This window comes from Vagococcus sp. AM17-17, assembly GCF_003471765.1.
Taxonomy (GTDB): domain Bacteria; phylum Bacillota; class Bacilli; order Lactobacillales; family Vagococcaceae; genus Vagococcus; species Vagococcus teuberi.
The window spans coordinates 397,965-421,593 of the sequence record NZ_QRJY01000001.1 but is presented as its reverse complement, the minus strand read 5'-3'; the positions used below and the strand labels follow the sequence as shown (position 1 = coordinate 421,593).

At 33.2% G+C, this 23,629-nt stretch carries 22 protein-coding genes and 2 pseudogenes; 17 read left to right on the top strand and 7 right to left on the bottom strand.

Features of this window, described 5'->3' with window-relative positions; translation table 11 throughout:
- The first annotated feature begins 4 nt into the window (after window positions 1–4).
- The 6 genes from allD to tnpA all read left to right on the top strand — a co-directional run bounded on the left by allD (window position 5) and on the right by tnpA (window position 6,499).
- Window positions 5–1,072 (top strand): ureidoglycolate dehydrogenase, encoded by a 1,068-nt coding sequence (allD, locus tag DW196_RS02025; protein WP_118249752.1) that lies wholly within the window; start codon window positions 5–7, stop codon window positions 1,070–1,072.
- Window positions 1,073–1,090: 18 nt separating this feature from the next.
- Window positions 1,091–2,833 (top strand): acyl-CoA synthetase FdrA, encoded by a 1,743-nt coding sequence (fdrA, locus tag DW196_RS02020; RefSeq protein WP_118249751.1) that lies wholly within the window; start codon window positions 1,091–1,093, stop codon window positions 2,831–2,833.
- A gap of 14 nt (window positions 2,834–2,847) precedes the next feature.
- Window positions 2,848–4,110: a DUF1116 domain-containing protein gene (locus tag DW196_RS02015; RefSeq protein WP_118249750.1), complete on the top strand. Its 1,263-nt coding sequence runs from the start codon at window positions 2,848–2,850 to the stop codon at window positions 4,108–4,110.
- On the top strand, window positions 4,110–4,868 hold the full coding sequence (locus DW196_RS02010; RefSeq protein ID WP_118249749.1) for a DUF2877 domain-containing protein: 759 nt from the start codon (window positions 4,110–4,112) through the stop codon (window positions 4,866–4,868). Before DW196_RS02015 ends, DW196_RS02010 begins: the two co-directional genes overlap by 1 nt.
- A gap of 9 nt (window positions 4,869–4,877) precedes the next feature.
- Window positions 4,878–5,807 carry a carbamate kinase gene (gene arcC, locus DW196_RS02005; RefSeq protein WP_118249748.1) on the top strand — a complete coding sequence of 310 codons (930 nt, stop codon included), beginning with the start codon at window positions 4,878–4,880 and terminating at the stop codon, window positions 5,805–5,807.
- A gap of 218 nt (window positions 5,808–6,025) precedes the next feature.
- Window positions 6,026–6,499, top strand: coding sequence for an IS200/IS605 family transposase (gene tnpA / locus DW196_RS02000; protein ID WP_118249747.1), 474 nt, complete (start codon window positions 6,026–6,028; stop codon window positions 6,497–6,499).
- Between the two features lie 136 nt (window positions 6,500–6,635).
- On the opposite strand, the pseudogene DW196_RS01995 reads toward tnpA, so the two are convergent.
- From DW196_RS01995 to DW196_RS01985, 3 genes and pseudogenes are all read right to left on the bottom strand, one after another.
- Window positions 6,636–7,376, bottom strand: a pseudogene (locus DW196_RS01995) (ISL3 family transposase); the annotation flags it as partial.
- 340 nt (window positions 7,377–7,716) lie between these two features.
- Window positions 7,717–8,553: an alpha/beta hydrolase gene (locus tag DW196_RS01990; protein WP_118249746.1), complete on the bottom strand. Its 837-nt coding sequence runs from the start codon at window positions 8,551–8,553 to the stop codon at window positions 7,717–7,719.
- 90 nt (window positions 8,554–8,643) lie between these two features.
- Window positions 8,644–10,272 (bottom strand): PucR family transcriptional regulator, encoded by a 1,629-nt coding sequence (locus DW196_RS01985; RefSeq protein ID WP_158563495.1) that lies wholly within the window; start codon window positions 10,270–10,272, stop codon window positions 8,644–8,646.
- Window positions 10,273–10,431: 159 nt separating this feature from the next.
- On the opposite strand from DW196_RS01985, the gene DW196_RS01980 reads away from it, so the two are divergent.
- From DW196_RS01980 to DW196_RS01960, 5 genes are all read left to right on the top strand, one after another.
- Window positions 10,432–11,649: an alanine--glyoxylate aminotransferase family protein gene (locus DW196_RS01980; protein ID WP_118249744.1), complete on the top strand. Its 1,218-nt coding sequence runs from the start codon at window positions 10,432–10,434 to the stop codon at window positions 11,647–11,649.
- A 160-nt stretch (window positions 11,650–11,809) separates the two neighbouring features.
- The gene (locus DW196_RS01975) at window positions 11,810–12,388 is read left to right on the top strand and encodes an MptD family putative ECF transporter S component (protein WP_118249743.1); all 579 of its coding nucleotides are present in this window, start codon (window positions 11,810–11,812) and stop codon (window positions 12,386–12,388) included.
- Between the two features lie 27 nt (window positions 12,389–12,415).
- Window positions 12,416–13,117: an energy-coupling factor transporter transmembrane component T gene (locus DW196_RS01970; protein WP_071456708.1), complete on the top strand. Its 702-nt coding sequence runs from the start codon at window positions 12,416–12,418 to the stop codon at window positions 13,115–13,117.
- Window positions 13,114–14,514: an ABC transporter ATP-binding protein gene (locus DW196_RS01965; RefSeq protein ID WP_118249742.1), complete on the top strand. Its 1,401-nt coding sequence runs from the start codon at window positions 13,114–13,116 to the stop codon at window positions 14,512–14,514. The genes DW196_RS01970 and DW196_RS01965 overlap by 4 nt, the downstream gene beginning before the upstream one ends.
- Before the next feature lie 34 nt (window positions 14,515–14,548).
- Window positions 14,549–15,616 (top strand): YdcF family protein, encoded by a 1,068-nt coding sequence (locus DW196_RS01960; RefSeq protein WP_084657171.1) that lies wholly within the window; start codon window positions 14,549–14,551, stop codon window positions 15,614–15,616.
- An 83-nt stretch (window positions 15,617–15,699) separates the two neighbouring features.
- Here the strand turns inward: DW196_RS01960 and DW196_RS01955 are convergent.
- A pseudogene (locus tag DW196_RS01955) lies at window positions 15,700–15,822 on the bottom strand (transposase); the annotation flags it as partial.
- A gap of 143 nt (window positions 15,823–15,965) precedes the next feature.
- On the opposite strand from DW196_RS01955, the gene DW196_RS11240 reads away from it, so the two are divergent.
- Window positions 15,966–16,184 (top strand): hypothetical protein, encoded by a 219-nt coding sequence (locus DW196_RS11240; protein ID WP_147408662.1) that lies wholly within the window; start codon window positions 15,966–15,968, stop codon window positions 16,182–16,184.
- 105 nt (window positions 16,185–16,289) lie between these two features.
- Here DW196_RS11240 and DW196_RS11455 read toward each other — a convergent pair whose 3' ends face one another.
- The 3 genes from DW196_RS11455 to DW196_RS01945 form a co-directional block, all read right to left on the bottom strand.
- Window positions 16,290–16,439, bottom strand: coding sequence for a hypothetical protein (locus DW196_RS11455; RefSeq protein ID WP_169817662.1), 150 nt, complete (start codon window positions 16,437–16,439; stop codon window positions 16,290–16,292).
- 161 nt (window positions 16,440–16,600) lie between these two features.
- On the bottom strand, window positions 16,601–17,518 hold the full coding sequence (yidC, locus tag DW196_RS01950) for a membrane protein insertase YidC (protein WP_118249741.1): 918 nt from the start codon (window positions 17,516–17,518) through the stop codon (window positions 16,601–16,603).
- A gap of 92 nt (window positions 17,519–17,610) precedes the next feature.
- Window positions 17,611–17,886 carry an acylphosphatase gene (locus DW196_RS01945; protein WP_071456713.1) on the bottom strand — a complete coding sequence of 92 codons (276 nt, stop codon included), beginning with the start codon at window positions 17,884–17,886 and terminating at the stop codon, window positions 17,611–17,613.
- A 115-nt stretch (window positions 17,887–18,001) separates the two neighbouring features.
- On the opposite strand from DW196_RS01945, the gene DW196_RS01940 reads away from it, so the two are divergent.
- The 5 genes from DW196_RS01940 (at window position 18,002) to pheT (ending at window position 23,562) form a co-directional block, all read left to right on the top strand.
- Entirely contained in the window at window positions 18,002–18,763 is a 762-nt protein-coding gene (locus tag DW196_RS01940) for an RNA methyltransferase (protein ID WP_233541900.1), read from the top strand.
- A gap of 114 nt (window positions 18,764–18,877) precedes the next feature.
- Window positions 18,878–19,378 (top strand): HD domain-containing protein, encoded by a 501-nt coding sequence (locus DW196_RS01935; protein WP_071456714.1) that lies wholly within the window; start codon window positions 18,878–18,880, stop codon window positions 19,376–19,378.
- A gap of 76 nt (window positions 19,379–19,454) precedes the next feature.
- Window positions 19,455–19,781, top strand: coding sequence for a helix-turn-helix domain-containing protein (locus DW196_RS01930; protein WP_118249740.1), 327 nt, complete (start codon window positions 19,455–19,457; stop codon window positions 19,779–19,781).
- A 301-nt stretch (window positions 19,782–20,082) separates the two neighbouring features.
- Window positions 20,083–21,129, top strand: a complete 1,047-nt coding sequence (pheS, locus tag DW196_RS01925; protein WP_071456716.1) for a phenylalanine--tRNA ligase subunit alpha — start codon at window positions 20,083–20,085, stop codon at window positions 21,127–21,129.
- Between the two features lie 6 nt (window positions 21,130–21,135).
- Complete coding sequence (gene pheT, locus DW196_RS01920; protein WP_118249739.1) at window positions 21,136–23,562, top strand: phenylalanine--tRNA ligase subunit beta; 2,427 nt, start codon at window positions 21,136–21,138, stop codon at window positions 23,560–23,562.
- Window positions 23,563–23,629 lie beyond the last annotated feature (67 nt).

The following is a 23,629-nucleotide window of genomic DNA, read 5'->3' as shown; positions in this document are numbered from 1 at the left end:
ATTAATGAGTGAAGAATTAGTTTATTTAAAAGCAAAAGACCTCCAAGATTTAATGCAAGTGAAATTTGAGCGTGCAGGTTTATTACCTGAACACGCTCAAGAAGTTGCAAAACATTTGACTTATGCAGATTCAAGAGGTGTTCATTCACATGGAGCCGTTCGTGTTGAATATTATTCAGAACGAATTGCCAAAGGTGGAACAACAATAACACCAAACTTTTCTTTTGAAAAAACAGGACCTAGTACTGGTGTATTTCACGCTGATAATGCGATTGGACATGTGGCAGCAAGAAAAGCGTTAGATTATGCGATTGATATGGCAAAAGAAAACGGTGTTGCTGTAGTCGGTGTATCACAGATGGGACATAGTGGTATGTTATCTTACTATGTTGATATAGCCGCACAACAAGATTTGGTTGCGCTTGCTGTTTGTCAGTCAGATCCTATGTCAGTACCATTTGGTGGAACTAAACCATATTTTGGAACAAATCCAATTGCATTTAGTGCACCAACTAACGGTGAACGTCCAATTATTTTTGATATGGCGACGACCGTTCAAGCATGGGGTAAAATTTTAGATGCACGAAGTAAAGACAATGAAATTCCACCGACATGGGCAGTAGATGAAACTGGGGCTCCTACAACAGATCCACATAAAGTAAGAGGATTGTTACCAATTTCTGGTCCAAAAGGTTACGGATTAATGATGATGGTTGATATTTTATCAGGATCGTTATTAGGATTACCATTTGGTCAACATGTTAGCTCGATGTATGCTGATTTGACAGCTGGTCGAAATCTTGGTCAATTATTTATTTTAATTAACCCTAGTTATTTTACAGATTTAGACAAATTTAAAGCGAATTTATCAAAAATGATTGATGAGTTACATGAGAATAGTCCTGCACCTGGATTTGATCAAGTGTATTATCCTGGAGAATTGTCAGAAATTCGTCATAACAAACATGAAGAAACTGGTATTCCGATTCCAACAGGGATTTATAACTATTTACAAAGTGAAGTTGTTCATAACAATCAATATGATAACTCTGATGCATTTGCAGAGAAATAATTTAATGGAGGGAAGATAATGCTACAAACAATTATCAAGAAAAATAGCTATCAAGATTCAGTAGTATTAATGTTATTAACAAGTAAATTAAATCAATTAGATGAAGTATTACGTGTATCAATTATGATGGGAACACCATCAAATATTGATATTTTTAGGGCAAGTGGGTTTGATACACCAGAATTATCAGACGCTTCTTCTAATGACATGGTAATCATGCTTGAAGTTTCAAGTGAAGATGATAAAGAAAAAGTATTATCAATCATCGACGAAGAGTTAAGTAGCACACAAGATAGTAGTGGAGAGGTAGAAGAAATAATTAATTCTTGGGCAAAAGCCATGAAGAAAGCACCAGATGTATCTGTAGCACTAATCTCTGTTCCTGGAGAATATGCTGCTCTTGAAATAGAACAAGCCCTAGATAACGACTTACATGCATTTGTATTTAGTGATAACGTGGCGATTGAAGATGAAAGACGCCTAAAAGAAAAAGCTCATGATAAAGGATTATTAGTTATGGGACCAGATTGTGGAACTGGCGTTATTCACAGTATTCCTCTAGCTTTTACTAATAATATTCGTAAAGGAAAAATTGGTGTTATTGGAGCTTCAGGAACTGGTATTCAAGAGGTGACAACACTTATTCACCGTTACGGTCAAGGCGTAACAAACGCAATTGGTACGGGTGGACGTGATTTATCTACTGAAGTTGGTGCGATTTCAATGTTAGATAGCATCGTTGCTTTAAATGATAATCCAGATACTGAAGTTATTGTGGTTATTTCCAAACCACCTGCTAAAGAAGTGGAAGAAAAAGTATTAAACGTTTTAAGAAAAGTAGATAAACCAGTTGTCACTTTATTTTTAGGAACAAAACCAACATTTCATGAAGAAAATCTTTATCATGCCTATACTTTAGAAGAAACAGCACAATTAAGTGCTAAACTATTAGCTAAAGAAGAGGTTGTGTACACACCTTCTCCTATTATTACCTTAGAAAATAAACCTACTGGAAAAGGTATTAAAGGATTTTATTCTGGTGGAACACTAGCTTATGAAGCAGCTTTCTTATTAGAAGATGCTTTGGGTATTGAACACGGTTCTTCACCTGAAGGATTTACTTTAAAAACTGATTTACATGAAGTTATTGACTTAGGTGACGACATGTATACAAAAGGTAAACCGCATCCAATGATTGACCCAGAAATCAGAATCAATAAAATTAAATCAGTAGTAGAAGATGCTGATACAGGCGTTGTTGTGTTCGATGTAGTTCTAGGTTATGGAGCACATGACGATATGGCAAGTGCTTTGAAACCAGCAATTGTTGAAGCACAAAAAGAATTAGAAAAACAAAATAGACAAGTTAATTTTGTAAGTGTTCTTGTTGGAACTGATGAAGATCCTCAAGGAATGGATGAACAAAAACGTATTCTAGAAGAAATTGGTGTCACAGTTTGTGAAAATAACGTACAAGCGATTCGCACAGCATTAAATCAAGTTGGCGCTACTCTAGATTTATTAGAAAAAGATGTGAAACCAAAACAAGTGAGTGATTTAGAAAAATTACCCGAAACATCAGCTAAATTAGCAGAATTATTAACAGAAGACCCTAAAATTATCAATGTAGGTTTACAAAGCTTTACTAAATCAATTATTGATAATAAAGCAGATGTCGTGCAATTTGATTGGCGACCAACGGCAGGTGGAAATGTTGAATTACAAAAAGTTCTTTATTTCTTAAATCACTATACTTTTTAATAGGAGGATAAAAGATGTCATTTAAAACAATCGACGAAGCAAATCAAGCAGTCATTGATAAAATTGTACAATCAGCACCATTTTTATTAGATGTAGTACCAGCAAAAAGTGTTATCAAAGAATTAGAAGGTCACATGTTATTACATGCAGGACCACCTATTGCATGGGAAGATATGACTGATCCAATGCAAGGTTCATGTGTGGGCGCTGTTTTATTTGAAGAATGGGCAGATAATGAAGCAGATGCTCGTAAAATGTTAGCAGATGGAGAAATTACCTTTGCACCATGTCATCATTACGATGCTGTGGGTCCAATGGGCGGTATTACTTCTGGTAACATGCCTGTATTAGTTGTAGAAAATAAAACAGATGGAAATCGTGCTTATTGTACGATGAACGAAGGAATCGGAGCAGTGTTACGTTTCGGTGCTTACTCTGATGAAGTCATTACACGTTTACGTTGGATGAGAGATACATTGGGACCAGTGCTCAGCCAAGCATTGCAAACAATGGACGATGGTTTAAACATCAACGTTTTAGTAGCAAAAGCTATTGCTATGGGGGATGAATTCCATCAACGTAATATTGCTGCATCTCTTGCTTTTTACAAAGAAGTGGGACCCATTATTACACGTTTATCAATTGACGAAACTAAAAAAGAAGAAGTGTCACAGTTTTTAGCTGACACAGATCAGTTCTTCCTAAATATCATGATGGCTGCAGCAAAAGCTGTGATGGATGGAGCAAGAATGATTGAAGAAGGAACCGTTGTTACAGCTATGTGCCGTAACGGAAAAGATTTTGGTATCAGAATTAGTGGTATGGGTGACGAATGGTTTACTGGACCAGTTAACACACCTCAAGGATTATACTTTGCAGGATATAGCGGAAAAGATGCTAATACAGATATTGGTGATTCTGCGATTACTGAAACATTCGGTGTCGGTGGGATGGCAATGATTGCTGCTCCAGCCGTAACACGATTTGTTGGTTCAGGTGGTTTCTATGATGCACTCAATACGTCGAATGAAATGTCTGAGATTTGTATTAGTCAAAATACAAACTACCCTGTACCAACTTGGGACTTTAGAGGAATTTGTTTAGGGATTGATGCAAGGTTAGTTGTTGAATCAGGTGTTACACCTGTAATCAACACAGGGATTGCTCATAAACAAGCGGGGATTGGTCAAATTGGTGCGGGAACTGTACGTCCACCATTGACATGCTTTGAAAAAGCAATCACAGCTTATGCTAAGAAACTAGGAATGTCTAATTAATGAGTGCTTACACGTTCTCAAGTGATTATCATGGGGAAAAAGTAGAGACATTGTTATCAGATAGCTCTAAAGACGTGTCATTTCATAGTGAATTTAAATCGGGTGTGAATGTGAAAGTAGGAAATGACTTATTGTATATCAGTTATCCCTACTTTCAAATACCACCATTTGGATTGATGTTAAGAAAAGAAGTAATGGATTATATCAAACCGTTATTTAAAGAAGCTAAACTCTCGTTTCATCAAGGAAGATTAGTCATTGGCGATTTTCAATTAACGATAGAAAATAGTAGAGAAGCATCAAATTATATTCAAAAAAAGGAATTAAAAACAGATTTATTTTTAGAACCATTAGAAGTTTATGTCAAACAGTCACCATTAATAGAATACTCATTAAATGAAAACTTAGAGAAACTTGTAAAGGAGTTAATTGGATTTGGTAAAGGTTTAACACCATCTGGAGATGATTTCATAGTTGGGTTACTTGCTTTAAACAGTCGAATAAATTTTTTACCATCATCTATCTTTTCTGTGATTGAAAAAAAAATTAACGATAAACAAACGACAGATGTTTCTATTGCTTATTTGAAAAGTGCTTTAGAAGGTCAGTATAGTACAGCAGTTGTCGAAGTTATGAATGAATTAGACAATCCTGTGCGATTATCAAAAGCATTAGAATTACTAGCACAAACGGGACACACATCAGGAAAAGATACCATTTATGGGATGTACTATGGATTAACATTAATCCAAAAATAGGAGGAAATTATGGGGAAAAAAGTTGTATTAGCTTTAGGCGGAAACGCGATTTTGCAACCAGGACAAGTTGGAAATTATGATGTTCAAAAAGCAAACGTAGAAACAAGTGCGAAAAGTATTGCTAAAGTGGTAAATGAAGGACATAATGTTGTGGTGGTTCATGGTAACGGACCGCAAGTTGGTCAAATATTACGTCAAAATGAATTATCCAAAGAAGAAGTACCTGAGCAACCGCTACCAGTTTGTAGTGCAGAATCGCAAGGTTTTATTGGATACATGATGCAAGAATCATTAAAAAATATGTTGCCTACTAAACAAGTTGTTACATTATTAACAATGACAGAAGTTGATAAAAATGATGAGGCATTTAATCATCCAACAAAACCAATAGGATCTTTTTATAGTAAAGAGGAAAGTGTTGAACTAGAAAAAAGTAAGGGATGGGTTATGGGAGAAGATGCCGGACGCGGTTATCGTCGATTAGTACCATCGCCTGAACCAAAAAGTATTGTGGAAGTAGATACTATCAAAACATTGATTGATAATGGAACGCTTGTTATTTCAACTGGTGGGGGAGGCATCCCTGTTGTTAGAGATAAAGATAATCAATTATCAGGGGTTGCTGCAGTCATTGATAAAGATTCTTCGGCACTAAAATTATCAGAAGAATTAGATGCTGATGTATTAATGATACTGACTGATGTGCCAAATGTTTATATCAATTATGGTAAACCAAATCAAGAAAAATTAACGATGTTATCAATTGAAAAAGCACAACAATATTTTGACGAAGGTCATTTCTCAGTTGGAAGTATGGGACCTAAAATGCAAGCATGTATTGAGTTTGCAAAACTAGGTAAAACAGCTATTATTTGTTCATTAGAAGATGCTGCACAAGCTTTAGCAGGTAATGCTGGAACACAAGTAATAGGAAAATAAAAAAGGGCTCTATGTCAAATAGGACTGATGAGTTAAATTGGTAAGATGATGATTGTGAGAGCAATCTCACAATCATTATCTTTTTTGTATGTTTTGAAAACCACCTGCTATGCGGGTGGTTCTAGAGAGTTTTCAGCGTGGTATTAAAAAATCCCCTACAATGATAAGATAAATTAAGTTTCTCGACCACAATATATCAATCATATAGGAGGTTCCTTATGAAAAAGGACAATCAAATTTTATCACACACAACATGGAAATGTCAGTATCATATCTTTTTTGGACCTAATTACAGACGACAAATTATTTACGGAAAATATAAACAGAGTATCGGAGAAATTCTGAGATTATTATGTGAGAGAAAAGGTATTGAAATAATAGAAACCAACGCATGTAAAGATAATGTTCATATGTTAGTGAGTATTCCGCCAAAATTGAGTGTTTCAGGATTTATAGGCTACTTAAAAGGAAAAAGTAGCCTCATGATTTTCGATAGACATGCTAATTTGAAATATAGATATGGTAACAGAAAATTTTGGTGTCGAGGTTATTATGTTGATGCAATAGGGCGAAACAAGAAACAAATAGAGAAATACATAAGAAATCAAATTCAAGAAGATTATTTAGCAGATCAATTAACATTATTTGAGGAGTATGATCCGTTCACAGGAGAGAAAAATAAAAAGAAATAAGTAATCCTTTTAGGATTCGTGAGTAAATGTGGTGCATAAGGGAAACCGCTTCAGTGAGCCTTTCAGACTCAGGCCGGTAATAGAGGCTTTCAGCCGAAGAACAAACCTCCAGTTCTCACTGGAGGTTTTGATTTAATTATTTTATTTTTATAAGGCCGTTTATCAAGAAAATCCTTATTCTCATATTGTGAAATGATTTGAATCCGTATGACACTCGTTTTAGTGTTTTTATATGAGTATTCTTGGCTTCAATTTTTCCATTGGAAAAATCATAAAGAAGGGCATTACGAATACCTATTTCATAGGCAAGTAAGTTCTCTAATTTGTCTTTAAATAGCTTATCTAAGTTATTAGGTAAGTTTTTTAACAGGTCAAAAAACGATTGACCGTCTTTATTTCTAAAATGATACGTTAGTAGTTGGAAAATATCATAAGCCTCTTTTAGATTCGTAGAAAATGAGAGTAGTCGATCAATCATCATTGATTCCGTTAAAAGAGGGTACTTTGGAGAAGAGAAACTTCTCCAGGTTTTAAATTCAGAAATAGAGATATTTTGTTGATTTTTTAAAAGGAATTTCCAATTTGATTTTAGTTTATTAGCCTCTGATTTTTTCTTTTGGCGAATCAATACTTTCATTTCCCGTACCCTAAATTAATTAAAAGCAGTATTTAAATGCTTTATAACATGGAATCGATCGATGATGATATTAGCAGTTGGAAAGCCTCTTTTAGTCAATTGAAAATAAGCATAATTCATATCAGTGACTAAAAACTTTACTTTTTTTCGTTCCTCCAAAGGCGTACGATTAAAATAAATAGTAAGTTTATTTAATGTCCGACTAGGTAGTATATCAACTAATTCTCCTGTTTTTCCATCATTATCAATAACGGCTGAGCGACAATTTTTACAAGCCAAAGGCATAGGGGAATAAGTCCCTTTAATAATTAAAGTGTTCCTTCCATTAATGTTAGCTCCTTCTGTACTAGTTAAATCCAAATGATTATCTGTTATTCTTAGCATTTTTTTGATATTATTATTCATGACATGTCGTCCTTTCTACCTAATGTTTTTGTTTGGTACTTAAATTTTACTAGATAGACGATATGTTTTTAAATAAAATAAACTAAAAAGGGCTGATGAATCGAATTTTGATTCATCAGTCCTTTAAATTATAGAGCCATAAAAATGCCGTCACCGATTTCGTGACGATGTTTTTTTATTTTTGTAAACAGATAAGCCAATTCATTAATTGATGGTAGGCTTTTTTTGTTTGTACATCATCCACTAATCGATCAAAATCATGAGGTAAACCGTTAAGAGTATATATATCAGATTTAGTGGCTAAGTCATGTAGATAGATAGATTGTGTATAAGGAACATCTTGATCGTCTTTACTTACAGCAATAAATAAAGGTGGTAAAGTACGGATGTCATCGTCCGTTAACGAATAGTTTTCTATATTTGATACTTGAGCAAGTATTTTGCTAACCCAAATACCACGTTGGCGATAAGATAGGTAAATAGGAAATCTTTGCTCGATGGGTGCATTAAATAAAGGCTGTTTTTGGATAAGAGGGGCAATCATGACATCATCTAATAAAGGATATTGTACATAAAAATCACTTGGTTTTTTAAGTTCTTTATCCATTAGTGAATAGTATCCATAAAAAGAAATAATTGCTTTGGGTCTAATATCTAAAAACTTAGCACTCAAAATCAATGACAGATACGCACCAGCTGAACGACCAAATAAAATAAAATCATCATTAGTTGTAAACTTTGATATTCCCCAATTAATGCCATCTAGTAAACTATTAATCAATGTTTCTAGCGAGCTTTCAGGGATTAATGGATAGTCAAGAGCTAGTATATTAAATCCTAATTGCGTAAATTTTTCAATATGAACTAATGGCAAATCATCTTTTGAACCATAGATTAGTCCGCCACCATGAATATAAATAATAAGTGGATTGTCTTTATTTTGTTTTGTACTTTTATGAAATGTGGCATCTATTTGATTGTTTTCTCTGTCAGTATAAGAATAAACCGTCATATTTTCAACTCCTTTATATAAGATTATATTAAAAAAAGAAAATAATCTTTGGTCGAAAAGTCCAAAGGTTACTTTCTTTTTGTGCACGAATTAAGGTTCAGTTAGCTTCAAAGCTAAACGTAACTTAAAGCTATTTTCAGGAGTATCAATTTTACAATCAAGAAGTTCTTCAATGTTGTCAATACGATATTTTACTGTGTTTCTATGGATAAATAACTCGTTGGCAGTTTTCGTAATTTCACATTGATTATCAAGGAATGCCTTTAGTGTTTTTCTTAATTCGATATCCATTTCACTTTGCGGATAACTTAGTATTTTTAAACAATCTTGACTGAAATATTTTGCTTCTTCTTTTTCTATATTTTCTAGTAAACGTGTGATTCCTTTGGGTTTGTATACGGAAACCATTTCTTTATTATTAAATTCGGTTCGCTCTTTGTCAATGATTTTTGCTTCATTTAATGATTTTGCTAGGTAATCAAGGTGTGAATACGGTTGTCCGCAATTGAATAATACGTTGATAGGTAGTTTTTTTTGAATTAAATGATTAAGCGTTTCTAATTTTTCTTTTAAAGCAGATGGACTGATTTCTTTTTGCAATAAGATAATACTGTTATTGATTATTTTATCTAGAAATACTACGGAACCTGGCAGTTCTTTGACCATATGAGTATCTAACCACTCATAAGTTAATTTTAGTTTTTCTTCATATCGTCTAGATGTATAGACCATGTTAGATGTTTCTTGGACGCGAACGTAAACCACTTGGTAGAAAGGAGATAATTTTATACCAAAATTGGATTCATATTTGAACCATTCTTTTTCGTTAAATAAGCTTCTTTCTTGTCTATCAATGAGTGTTGAGAGATAGTCACTTTTTCTAAGTTTGTTGACTTCATATAGCTTATCATTTTTTAAAATAGTAAAACTTAATACCATTAGACCTTGGTCAATGGCAAATTCTGTTACAGGGTATAAAATATTTTTCGGAAATAAAATAACTAAATAATATGGAAAATAAGTGTGACTTTTTATTGGATACACCGCGATATCCAGTTGATTAACATTTGGAGTATTAATAATAATCGTCGTATTTTTATCACATTGAAATACATCTTTTTCTGATAGGATTTTAATGATGTCTCCAGGAGAATCCTGTAATTTATTCCAATTATCAGAAATGGCAATGTTTTCTTTAAAAGGATTTAATAGCATAATCGGTGTATTTGTTAATTCACCAAATTCTTTTATAATGCGTTGTAATGTCGCGTCATTTAGAAATAAAGTAGAGAATTTACGTTGTATATCAAGAGCATATGCAATTTCGGCTTCTTTTGTTTCACTTAGATAACTCATTATTTCTTTCAATATCGTTCCTAAAGGCTTTGTTGAGGGACATTGTAATATTGGAACGTCTCGTGTATTAGCATAATCGATGATATCTTGAGGTATGCTATTTAAGAATCGCCCTACTTTAATACATAAGCCCGCACATTGTATAATGGAAAGAGAATCTATTAATTGATACAATTCATTTTCTTTATCTTTATAATACATACCAGTAGTTAAAATTAATGTTTGACTAGAAATATAGTTTGCTATATCAGGTGTTTCTGTTATTTCAACATTATTAATCCCTTTTTTTAAATTGGTTTTTTTAGTTAATAAAATTAAATCATTAAACCGTGGAACAGATAGAACTTGTTCTAGCGTTTTCATAAACTGTACCTCCCAATAGCTATTATAGAGAGTTTTATATGAAAAAAAAAGAAAAAGTCTATTTTTGTGCATTTCGTATAACGTATATTTTATTTTGTTCATAATGTATAATGGAATTGTAATAGCAATAGTTCATAATAAAATAAAGGAGAGATAATTATGAGACAACCATTAAATCATCCAATGAGAACCATTATGACACCAGGACCTGTAGAGGCTTATCCATCTGTTTTAAGAACAATGGCAACGCCAATTTTAGGTCAATTTGATCCTGCTTTTGTAGCAATTATGAATGAAGTCAAAGATATGATTAGAGAGACATTTCAAACCACAAATGAAGAGGCCTTTGTGGTGGATGGGACAAGTCGCTCTGGCATAGAAGCAGCATTGATATCGCTAATTAGCCCAGGTGATAAGGTATTGGTACCAGCATATGGGCGTTTTGCTTATTTATTAATCGAAATCTGTGAAAGAGCACAAGCAGACGTTGTGATTATGGAAAAATCATGGGATGGCGTTTTTTCAGAAGAAGAAATAATTGAAGCAGTAAAAAAACATCAACCCAAAATTTTAGCTATGATTCATGGAGAAACAGCTAACGGTCAAATGCAACCTTTAAGTAAAATTGGCGAGTATTGTCAGAACAATAATGTCTTTTTTGTAGTAGACGTTGTAGCGACTTATAGTGGTGTGGAGATAAAAGTTGATGACTGGGGTATTGATATGGCTATTGCTGGGACACAAAAATGTCTAAGTGTGCCATCTGGTTTATCACTTATCACCTATAGTGATCGAGTGAAAAAGGAAATTAATAAACGCTATCAAAAAGAGCTTGGGCTAGGAGATAATTGCAGAAATGATAATCCAATCTCAAGCAACTATCTTGATTTAACTCAGCTTCAAAGGTATTGGAATAAGGACCGCATCAATCATCATACGGAAGCTACTAGCATGATTTATGCATTGCATGAAGGATTACGTCTATATTGTAATGAGGGATTAAGAGAACGCGCTAGACGTCATGAAATTCATGATAGAGCAATCATTGAAGGTATTAAAGCAATGGGGCTTGAGTTATATGGTGATGAAACAACTAAAATGCCAACGGTAACACCTGTCATCATTCCAGAAGGAGTAGATGGTGAGTCTGTGAGACAAATGATGTTAGATGATTTTGGGGTTGAAATTGCCTCTTCATTTGGTCCATTAGCTGGTAAAGTATGGCGAATTGGAAACATGGGATTTAGCAGCCGTAAAGAAAATGTCTTACAAGTGTTAACAGCATTAGAAGCAGCATTAATTCATCATAATGTATCAATTAATCAGGGTGCAGCAGCTCAAAAAGCATTAAATATTTATCATGAATTAGGAATTTAACAGTGTGACTCTTTATCACAAAAAATGTGGTAAAGAGTTTTTTATATAGAAAGTATGATTAACATGATGTTTTGGTAAATATTTTAGGTAAAAACAATGTCTGTTGATTTTTAACTATGTTATAATGGCTAGGTTAAAAAAATTTTAAGGAGTTTTAATTATGAAAAAGTTAAAAGTACAAGATTTAATATTAATAGGGATATATGCGACAGTTTATTTTTTTACGGTCTTTATTGCCACTATGTTAATGAGGTTTACTGTGCCTGTGTTTCATAGTCTATTAATTCCTAGTATGTCAGCATTGATATCTGGTACTCTATATATTATAGTTGTAAATAAAGTTCCCAAATTTGGAGCTATTACATTAGTTGGATCGGTCATGGCGGTCTTTTTCTTTGCTTTTGGGTATTTTCCGCTGGCTTTTTTACCAAGCTTTATTTTTCCATTATTGGCTGATTTTGTGCAAACTAAAACAAAGATTTTAGATAGTTTAAAATTAATGATTAGTTATATAATTTTTAGTTTTGGCTTAACAGGTCCAATTTTGCCATTATGGTTTATGAAAGATGCTTATAGCGAGTCTTTATTAAATAAAGGAAAAGACATGAGTTATGTGAATAGTGTATTTGAAGGTGTAAGTACTGCAAGTTTCTTTATCTCAATGCTTTTAGTTATTATTACTAGTATAATAGGTTTGAAAATCGGGAAAATTATTTATACGAAACACTTTGCTAAGTAAAAAATAAACGAGAGGGGTGAGTTGGCTTTGGAAAATAGATATGTCACGTTTGATCCAAGGAGTAAACTAGTTACAGTCCTTTTTGCTAGTGTGTTACTAATTTCTCGTGCCAATCCATCCATGGAGTTTGTTTTTATAGTATTTATTACATTTTTGTTAAGTATTAGTGGATCGTTTAAAAAAGGCTTTATAATATTAATTAGTTATATGTTCCTAAACTTTTTAACAATGACAGTGTTTCATGAGATTAATGGTATTATCACAGCGATTGTGTCATTTGTCTTAGTGGTATATAAAAGTTTACTCCCATCTATAGCAGCAGGGATATTTGCGACACAACATACTTCTGTGGGCGAATGGGTTTCGGCGATGAAAAAATGGCACATTCCAAACTTTATTGTTATACCATTTATTGTTATTTGTCGTTTTTTTCCGATACTTCGTTCTGATGTGAAGTCGATTCGCCAAGCTATGAAGTTTAGAGGGATTGACTTATCTTTTCCAGAAGTAATACATCATCCTATTCAAGCGATGGAGTATTTTTTAGTCCCTATTTTAAAGCAAGTTGAGTATACCGCTCAAGACTTATCTGCAGCCGCACTTGTGAGGGGGTTAGGTTTTGAAGGGAAACATACAAGTGTAATTCCTATTAAATTAAAAATACAAGACTATTTACTACTTGCTAGTTTGTTGGTATTGTTATTAGGTGAGGGTGGTGGTGTTTTTTGATTCAACTCAATCAGGTAACTCTTATAAGAGATAAAAAAAAAGTATTGGATAATATCAATTTAACCGTAACATCTGGAGAGTTAGTTATACTGACAGGTGAAAGTGGCAGCGGGAAAAGTTCTTTAATTAGTGTATTAAATGGCTTGATCCCTGAATTGTATGATGGAGAGATATTTGGTCAGTTAACAGTGTTGGATACTCGACTGCCGCCTATTGACTTTAATAAGTACGTTAAAGACATAGGTGTCGTATTTCAAAATCCTAAAACGCAATTTTTTACGACGTCAGTATTAAGTGAGTTAGCTTTCTCCATGGAAAATTACGGATTTTCTGCAGAAGATATAAATACAAGAATGAACGATGTTATCGAATTGTTCCATTTAGAAGACTTAATTGGTAAAAAAGTAACAGAGTTATCTGGTGGACAAAAACAACGTATTGCATTTGCAGCTGCCTGTATGTTACCGCATCGTTTTTTTTTATTGGATGAACCATCAAGTAATCTGGATTATGTAACAATCAAACAATTATCAACTTATATTAAGTTATTAAAACAGCGTGGCTGTACGTTGATTATATCTGAACACAGGTTATTTTACCTATCTGAACTGGCAGATAGATATGTTATTTTAAAAAAAGGTAAAATAACATATGATTTATCTGCTGCTCAATTTAAGGCGCAATTTCCGATAATTCAAGAAGAGATGGGATTAAGGAGTTTACAAGAACCAAAATTATTTAAATCATTTATTAAAAAGATAGAGCAAGATGACGCTAGTCGAGTACTTCAAATTAAAGATTTAACTTACCAGTACAGTAACCGAAAATCAGTTCTTAATATTCCTTCTCTTGATATTTGTATAGATAACATAGTTGGATTAGTTGGACAAAATGGTTCTGGAAAAACAACCTTTGTACAATTGTTATCAGGTTTGCTTATAGATAAAAGTTACAGTTTTTCTATTATGGGAGCCAACTTATCTGCTAAAGAGCGTATTAAGCGGAGTTTTATAGTGATGCAAGATGTTAATCTCCAATTATTTTTTGAAACAGTCGAAAAAGAATTACTAGTTCAATCGAAAAGAACAGAATTATTTGATGATGTAGTGGATGCTCTTAATTTAAGAAGGTTATTGAGTAGTCATCCACAAAATCTTTCTGGTGGAGAAAAACAACGATTAGCCATTGCTAGTGCCATACTATCTGGAAAAGAGTGGTTGATTTTAGATGAACCAACAAGTGGTTTGGATTATCAAAATATGTTAGCAGTTAGTAAGTTACTAAAAAAGGTTCAATCACTTGGTATATTTGTCCTTGTAATCAGTCATGATAATGAATTTCTCTCACAAACAGCATCATGTATTTTGAAAATGGACAACGGTGGGGTTATAAGCTGATTTAATAGTCGTTTTTTTGAAAGGAGTGTACTCATTGTTAAATATAACAGTTTTTTTCTATGTCATTTTTTTGATCGTCCCTTTGATATGTTTTTTTTATTTAAATTATTTTCGCCCAACAAGTTTATGGAATGGTTTTTTCTTTCTTGTATCTACGGCGACCTTATATTTTCTATTTATTTTATTAATAGAAAATATAAGTCAAAACCTTGCTTTAGTTTTTTTAATTCCAGCTATATTGGTTATAATATTTATAAGTGTACTAGGTTTGAGTACTAGTATAGTAGGATTATTTTGGAATGAAAAAATTCTTTTAAAAAGAGAAGGGAAATCATTAAGTAATTTGGTTCCGTTGATTGTTGCGTTATGTTTATTAGGGATTCAAGTTCTAATAATTATTGTCACATTTTATTCGCAAAATATATTTTTGACAACTTTATTAAGTTTTACTACAGTTACTTTATCGTATTTAATCTTTTTATTTATTATGTATGCAACAACAACTGTTTTATATAATCATTTTCCTATTTGGAAAAAAGTAGATTATATTATTATTTTAGGAGCTGGATTGATTGATGGTGAACGAGTAACACCATTGTTAGCGAGTCGGATTGACAGAGGTGTTAGCTTATATTTACAGCAAAAAAGAAATTATGGCCATAAACCTACGATTATTTTATCAGGTGGTCAAGGAAAAGACGAAAAAATATCGGAAGCACAAGCGATGAGTCATTATTTAGATTCTTTACCTGTCGTTATTGAAAAAGTATATCTTGAAGAACAATCAACAAATACCAAAGAAAATATTCTATTTTCGGAAAAATTGGCGAGTGCTGTGGATGGTATAAATGATTTTAAAGATAAAAATATTGTGATTTCGACCAATAATTATCATCTCTTAAGAGCTGGTAAAATAGCGTCACATTTAGGTATCCATGCGAGAGGTGTTGGTTCTAAAACGAAATTATATTATTTACCGACAGCCTTTATTCGTGAATACGTGGGTTATCTTGTGATGACAAAGAAAAAACATTTTTTCTTTATTGGATTATTTTTTATAAGTGTATTGATTATATTATTTATTCACGTTATTTTTGGATAATTAAAGGCTCTACGTCAAATGATGTGGATGAATAAAATTAAGTGTACTTAAGCAACGAAAGCCGATTAGCTTTTGTTGCTTATTTATTTGTTTTTGAAACTGAGTAGTATTCTATATTTATAGTTTTGGAAATTTCTGTATCCATACGCTATTCGTTTAATTAACTTGATTTTATTAATTGATCCTTCTGGAGTTATTCTATTGCTACGTTTTTTTTGATATTGGGTTTTAATTTATAATAAGTGCTAAGTATTATTTCATAAATAGGTATAATGATACTATTTTTTATTAAAAAATATCGTTTTATGAAGTGTGGTATACTAGTTAGTATAGAAGGGAATGATTTTATTTGTCTAATCTATTAGTTTCTATTGGTTCAACGATTGAAAGCTCAACTGTCCACCATAAAAAGGTAGTAAGAACGGTAGAGTTGATTTTAAAGCACACAGTATTAATACGAGATGAGTTTGATGAAACCCATTTAGTACTGATTGAAACGCTCGCGAAACACGGTCTTGATGTGGATGATGAAACCTCTATATATAAAACTAAATATAGTAGAAGATAATCGTGATGAAAATGCATAAAAAAATAAGCATCTACCATTAATCTAAAGTTAAAAGGTAAATGCTCTTTCAGTACGAACTGGCTTCATCCATTAGGTCGTTACTCCTTATGCAATTTTTTGTAATTCATGTACTGCATTTTGAATAGTAGTACCTGTTGCAACTTTTGATTCATCATCTTTAAGAAAAACGATAAATAAGTTTAAGTCAGTATCTAGTGTTACACGGTACTCTATTGTTGTGTTATTGAATGTCATATAGCATTCTCCTTTCTTTTGTGTAACGAAAGGCAACTAAAACGTTCATAACGAAATTCCATTGTTAATTATAACATTTAAAAAATATATATGCAAATGAAATCTCATTTGGTTAGTAAAATAATAGAAGCACTAATGAAATGACTCATCAGTGCTTCCTATTATTTTTTATTTTGTTTTCCTTGGTTACGTCCAGTATTACGATTGTTTAGCTTATTTTTAGGAGCATTTTGTTTAACTGTTGTGTTCTTAACAGTCGGCTTAACGATTTTTACTGGATTTTGTTCAAAATGTTCGGCAATTTCACGTTTGACTTTTGGCTTGTGATAGAGATTGGTAATAAGAGATTGTATACAACTAAAAATACCACCAATAACCCAATACAATGTCACACCAGCAGGAGCTTTGAATGAGAAGAAAATAATCATAAGAGGAGACAGATACGTCATCATTCGCATTTGTTTTCTCTGTTCATCACTCATCCCAATCATGCTGATATAACTCTGTAAGAAATAACTAATACCCGCTAAAGCGACTAGTATTAAACTTGGTTTTCCAAGATTGATACCAAAGAAAATCGATTCTGAGATTCCAGGAGTTACTTTGGCTGCGAAAAATAATGCCGTAAAGATAGGCATCTGAATGAGTAATGGTAAACAACCAATTCCTCCCATAATGTTAATATCATTATCTTTATAAAATTGTTGAAGTTCTTGTTGAGCTGCCATTTTATCTTCAGGAGTTGTGGCAGTTTTCATTTTCTCATTGATTACATCCATATGAGGTTTGATTGCTGCCATCTTTTCCTGTTGAATCATAGATTTTTTCATTTGGTTTAAACCAAGTGGTAAAATAATCAATCGAACAATCATGGTTAGTAAAATGATTGACCAACCAAAACCTAATCCCCAGTTTTCGGCAAAAAAAGTAATTAAGTGACTCATTGGTTTTACTAATAAATTATAGATGATCCCTTCACCAGTGGGAGTACCGGTAGAATCAGTTTTGACACATCCGGATAAAAAAATTAGCATTCCGAAAAGACCAGAACCGATCATCCAACGTTTTAAATTTTTCATTTATTTCTTCCTTTACTATGATCTACGTTTATCTACACAAGCAATACTATAACGAATTTTGGGACATAATTCAATTAATTTATGGAAAGAAATTAAGAATAAACCACGTTAAATCGTTTATGCTCTGTAAACGTTGGATTAAAGTCGATTGAGTAATTTGTAACGTTTCCCATTGGTGCAGGAGATTTTTTTACTTCTTCAATAAACTGTTGAACGGCTAGTTTATCACCATTTGCTTCAATATACACACCACCATCATCGAGGTTTTTAACAATACCATGTACGCCTAGTTCATCGGCGACTATTTTAGTCATATACCGAAAAGCCACTCCTTGTACTCGACCATAAACTGTCATCGATATTTTCATAACATCACATCCTTAATGTTTTCTTAACTTTATTATACAGTTTTTACATGGAAATGAGTGAATGAAATAAAAAATCTGATATAATAAAGCAAGTATTGAGAGGAATGAACTAATCATGATGAAACGAATTGAATCATTGACTAATCAATGGGTAAAAGACACGAAAAAATTACATAAAAAAAAATACCGAGATTTAACCAATCAGTTTATTATAGAAGGGGAACACTCTGTCCAAGAAGCGATTGAAAGTCATGCTGATATTGATGTGATTGTGACGACTGATGAGGGGATAGAAACATATCAATCACTATTGGATGACATCAATGAAGATAATCTGGTGATTGTACCAGATGCTATTTTAAAACAACTTTCAGAATTGCCAACACCACAAAAAATTATAGCAGTAATGAATAAACAAGAAGAGTCACAAAGTTTAGGACGAAAAATGTTAGTACTTGATACTGTTCAAGATCCAGGTAACGTTGGAACGATGATTAGAACAGCTGACGCCGCAGGATATGATCAAGTGATACTTGGAGAAGGGTGTGCCGATGTTTATCAATCAAAAGTTCAGCGAGCATTACAAGGAAGCCAATTTCATGTATCTATTTTGACTAATGTGAACTTAATTCAGTGGATAAACGAAGTCAAAGAGAAAAATATTGTGACAATCGCTACTGCGCTAGATGAAACGGCAATGTCATATACAGAAATTGGCGAGCAATCCTCCGTTGCTATTGTGATGGGGAATGAGGGACAAGGCGTGTCACAAAATATATTAACACTTGTCGATAAAAAAGTTTATATACCTATGAAAGGAAAAGCCGAATCTTTAAATGTGGCTGTAGCTGCTGGAATTGTGATGTTTGGAATATAAATTGTTATAAATTTATTAAAGTGACGATTTTTGATATAATTTTTGGAAATTTACTGATATATTGTTATCATTAATACATAAAAAGTTAATGTTTAAGAAAGAAAGTGATGAAAAATGTCATTAAATTGGCAAGAAGATCATGATTATTTAGAGCTTGTAAAAGATCTTATCTATACAGATGACGTTCAAAGTTTAAAAGAATACACACAACACCATTACTCAAATCGTTTGGAACACTCGATTCAAGTATCATATAAAAGCTATCGTTTAGCCAAAAAATGGGGTGGAAATGTCAGAGCCACTGCTAGGGCAGGGTTACTTCATGATTTATTTTTTTATGATTGGCGTCAAACAAAAATGGGAGAAGGTTCGCATGCTTACGTTCATCCAAGAATTGCTTTAGAGAATGCCAAGAAATTAACAGATATTTCTCCATTAGAAGAAGATATTATTGTTAAACACATGTTTGGAGCGACGATTGCGCCACCTAAGTATAAAGAAAGTTATATTGTGACATTAGTAGATAAGTACTGTGCGTGTGAAGAAGTCATTAAACCATTGTTTAAAAAAGTTAAAGTAAAAGCAGTTGAATATTCAAAAGTAGTACATTTTTGAGCTGACAGATAGTATTTGTCAGCTTATTGTTTTATACTATAATTATGGACGAAATGTTATTATAAGGGGGCAGTGTATGAATTCCTGTAAAAAGAGACAATTTGAGTTATGTCCAAAATTCGAAAAGACATTTGATATGCTGGGGAAAAAGTGGAATGGGTTAATTATCGACGTGTTATTGGAAGATGGTACGCAACGTTTTGTTGAGCTCGCTAATAAAATACCAGAAGTCAGTGATCGTGTTTTAGTTGAACGATTAAAAGAGTTAGAAGAAAAAGGTATCGTGATGAGACGAGAGCATCCTGTTGAAAAAAAACGCATTGACTATTCTTTAACAGAAAAAGGTGAGTCCCTTCGCCCAGTGATGGTGGAAGTACAAAAGTGGGGAGAAAAGTGGATGTAAGAATCATCTTGACGAGGCATTTTATTTCTTGTACACTTTAGCTATATAGTAAAAAACGTTTATGGAAACGAGTAATTTAGTATTTTTCTCGCTCAGGGAGGTTTGCCAAAGACTGAAAGCAAACTGTGAAAAAGCTAGACGAAGTTCACTTCCTTAGTTGTTTGGTTATCAAACCGGTGATTATTATCATCGTTAACAAATAAAGATGCTTTAAGCATAAAAATTGGATGGTACCACGAGACATCGTTCCTTTTATAAGGAATGGTGTCTTTTTTTGTTGGATTAAGAAAGGATGAAAAAAATGGAAATCAAAGAAAGATTGGAATCACTACGTAAAGATTTTATCGAAAAAATTGCGCAAGTGGAAACATTAGATCATTTAAATAATATACGGGTTGAGGTAATGGGTAAAAAGGGAAGTATGACTGAAATACTTCGTGGAATGAAAGATTTATCAAATGAAGAGCGACCAGTTGTGGGAAGTTTGGCTAATGAAATTAGAGATGTATTATCAACACAAATTGATGAGAAAAAACAAGAACTTGAAGAAGAAGCACTTAATCAAGCATTATTAAATGAAACAATTGATGTCACATTACCAGGTAAAGTGTCAAGTACTGGTACGCCGCATATTTTAACGCAAGTGATGCAAGAAATTGAAGATGTCTTTTTAGGTCTAGGTTATGAAATTATTGAAGGATATGAAGTTGAAAAAGATTACTATAACTTTGAGCGAATGAACTTACCTAAAGATCACCCAGCTCGTGATATGCAAGATTCTTTTTATATTACAGATGATATGTTATTACGTACGCATACCTCACCTATTCAAGCACGTACGATGGAAAAACATGATTTTTCAAAAGCACCACTTCGTATGATTAGTCCGGGGAAAGTTTACCGACGTGATAGTGATGATGCGACACATAGTCATCAATTCCATCAGATTGAAGGATTGGTTGTTGATAAACACATCACAATGGCAGACTTAAAAGGAACGCTTGAAGTGTTACTTAAAAAATTATTCGGGGAAGATCGTAATATTCGTCTAAGACCAAGTTACTTCCCATTTACGGAGCCTTCAGTTGAGGTGGATATTAGCTGTTTCAAATGTGGCGGTAAAGGCTGTAACGTATGTAAACACACTGGCTGGATTGAAATTTTAGGTGCAGGTGTTGTACATCCAAGCGTCCTTGAAATGTCAGGTGTTGATTCAAACGAGTACAGTGGATTTGCTTTTGGATTAGGACCTGATAGAGTCGCAATGTTGAAATATGGTGTCAATGATATCCGTTATTTCTATCAAAATGACGTCAGATTCTTAGAACAATTTAAGGTAAAGGGGTAGAGATAAATGTTAGTATCATATAAATGGTTACAAGAATTAGTTGATATAAAAGATATTGATGTAAATCAATTAGCAGATAAAATGTCTCGTTCAGGTATTGAAGTAGAAGATGTCGTGATTCCTGAAGAAGGACTGAAAAAAATTGTTGTTGGAGACGTTAAAGAATGTGTTCCTCATCCAGATAGTGATCACTTATCAATTTGCCAAGTAGATGTTGGTGAAGAAGAGTTGTATCAAATTGTTTGTGGTGCGCCAAATATAACGGCAGGCAAAAAAGTGATTGTGGCTTTACCAAACTCACGTATTACTGGAAATGTCAAAATTAAAAAAGGTAAAATGCGTGGTGAAGTGTCTTTAGGTATGATTTGTTCATTACAAGAATTAGGTTACTCAGACAGTGTGGTTCCTAAAGAATATGCTGAAGGAATTTATTTCTTACCAGAAGATGCAGTACCAGGTCAACCAGTATTCCCATATTTGGAAATGGATGATGCGATTATTGAATTATCTGTCACACCAAACAGAGCCGATGCTTTAAGCATGCTAGGGGTGGCTTATGAAGTAGCCGCGATTTATGACAAAGATATCACGTTACCAACAGTGACAATCAATGAAAATCCAGATGAACCAGTTGAACGTTATGTATCAATCAGATTGGAAGATGAAGAAGATGTGCCATCATATGGAATGAAAATTATCAAAGATGTCACAATTAAAGAAAGCCCAATGTGGTTACAAACTCGTTTGATGAATGAAGGAATTCGTCCGATTAATAATATTGTCGATGTAACAAACTATACTTTATTATTATTTGGTCAACCACAACATGCGTTTGATTACGATAAGCTTGATTCAAAAGAAATCTATGTTCGCCGTGCAACAGACAAGGAAGAGTTGACAACCTTAGACGGAGTTGAAAGAGAATTAACTACTGAAGATTTAGTGATTACAAATGGTAAAAAAGCCATCGCTTTAGCTGGTGTAATGGGTGGAGAAAATACCGAAATCACAAATAATACCACAACGATTGCGTTAGAAACAGCTGTTTTTAATCCAACTCGCGTTCGTCGTACAGCAAGAAGACTAGCTTTATCAAGTGAATCGAGCCGTCGTTTTGAGCGTGGAATTAACTGGTCAGTGATTCGTCAAGCTAGTGAATTTTCTGCCAGCTTAATGGCTGAACTTGGTGGCGGGTCGATTGTGACAGGAGAAGCTCTTGTTGAATCAAGTGTTCCAACAGAACCAACTGTTTCAATCACCTTAGACAAAATTAACCATTCACTAGGAACTGAGTTATCAGCAATGGATGTAGAAAAAATCTTCTTACAATTAGGATTTGATGTGTCATTAAGTGGTGAAATATTTGATGTCACAATCCCATTAAGACGTTGGGACATTAAGATTCCAGCAGATTTGATTGAAGAAGTTGCTCGTATTTACGGCTATGACAACTTACCATCTACTTTGCCAAGTGGTGCCTCTTTACCAGGTAAATTATCATTTAAACAACAAATGATTCGTCATATCAGATCATTACTTGAAGGAAAAGGACTAACTGAAGCGGTTAGTTATGCATTGACTTCTCCAGAGTCTGCTACCCAATTCAAATTAGATACAGATAACTCAGAAGACATTGTTGAACTTAATTTTCCGATGAGTGAAGAGCATTCAGTCTTACGTCAAAGTTTAGTTAATGGATTGTTAAAAGATGTCTCTTATAATGTCGCGAGAAAAGCAAGTGGTGTAGCATTTTACGAAGTTGGTCATGTCTTTAATTGGTATGACAAATCAGATTTACCAAAAGAAACAACTCATTTGGGTATGGCTATGACAGGTGTTTCTCGTAAGAAAGACTGGAAAGAATCACAAGAAGTGGTTGATTTTTATACAATAAAAGGTATTGTCGAATCGTTAATTAGTTTCTTAGGACTTGAAAACGAAGTGGTTTATCAACCAAATCAAACACTAAAAGAGATGCATCCAGGACGCACAGCAGATATTTTAGTAGGTGAAACTCGCGTTGGATTTGTTGGACAAATCCATCCTAAACTTTCTAAAGATATGGATTTAAAAGAAACATATGTTGTTGAAATTGACTTAGATAAACTATTTGATTTTGTACCAGAAGATAATGAATACAAAGAAGTTGGTAAATACCCATCAATCAAACGTGATATTGCATTGTTAGTTGATGAAACAGTGTCACATCAACAAATTGTGGATGTTATTGAAGCAAATGGTGGTAAAAACTTAAGATCTATTCATCTATTTGATTTATTCAAAGGAGAAAAATTGGGTAAAGGGAAAAAATCTCTTGCGTATTCTCTTGTATTCCAAAATGATGACTCAACCTTAGTTGAAGATGAAGTAGTTTCTGTTATGAACAAAATAGAAAAAGCGTTAGTTAATGAGTTAAACATTGAAGTAAGATAATATGAAAACAGTTAGTATGTGATAATAATCATGTGCTAATTGTTTTTTTATTTAAAAGGAAAGAAAA